An 830-nucleotide genomic window follows, 5' to 3' on the forward strand; every position below is an offset into this window, starting at 1 on the left:
GCGGCCGAGGTGCGCGAGCGGGCCGACCTGAGCGGCTGCGTGGTGGTGGACAACCCGGACTGGGCCGAGGGCATGGGCTCCTCGCTGCGGGCCGGACTCGCCTCGCTGGCCGGGACGGGTGCCCGGGCGGCCCTGGTGTCGCTGGTGGACCAGCCGGGCATCGGCGCGGCGGCGGTGGCCCGGGTGCGGGCCGCGTACCGCTCCCCCGCCTCGCTGGTGGCGGCGGCGTACGACGGGGAGCGCGGGCATCCGGTCCTGTTCGGCGCCGACCGCTGGGCGGACATCGTGGCGACGGCGGTCGGCGACAAGGGCGCCCGGGTCCACCTGGCGCGCCACGCCGGGGAGCTCACCCTGGTGGAGTGCGGGGACGTCGCCGAGGCCTTCGACATCGACACGCCGCCCGACCTGGAGCGGCTGGCCTGAGCGCCGTGTGACCGTGGTGGCACCCAGGGCCACCGCGGTCCACGATCTGTCGACCAAGAGAATCTCGACATCAACAAACCATTGAACTTCCACCATGAGGAAATTACTATCCACTGGTCAGAAGCGCCCTGAACCACAGTCGGCGCCCGCGACCGTATTGCGGAACTCTCCACACCCGGCGGCACTGCGTGCCGTCCCGCGCGAGCATTCCCCCGCGGCCGCCAGGCACCGCCGCTGAAGGAGTGACAGTTATGTCCGCACCAGCGCCGTCTCCGCTGGCCATCGTCGATGCCGAGCCCCTGCCCCGGCAGGACGAAGTCCTCACCGATGCGGCCCTCGCCTTCGTGGCCGAGCTGCACCGCCGGTTCACCCCCCGCCGGGACGAGCTCCTCGCCCGCCGCGCCGAG

At 73.1% G+C, this 830-nt stretch carries 2 protein-coding genes; both read left to right on the forward strand.

All coding sequences use genetic code 11. From position 1 onward, the window contains the following. The coding region (locus EF918_RS36230) for an NTP transferase domain-containing protein (RefSeq protein ID WP_125653023.1) at positions 1-423 on the forward strand (423 nt) is incomplete at its 5' end. A gap of 251 nt (positions 424-674) precedes the next feature. Next, a partial coding sequence (locus tag EF918_RS39365) for a hypothetical protein (RefSeq protein WP_148141376.1) occupies positions 675-830 on the forward strand: 156 nt, incomplete at its 3' end.

Origin of the sequence: Streptomyces sp. WAC06614 (assembly GCF_003949795.1) — a bacterium.
Classification (GTDB): Bacteria; Actinomycetota; Actinomycetes; order Streptomycetales; family Streptomycetaceae; genus Streptomyces.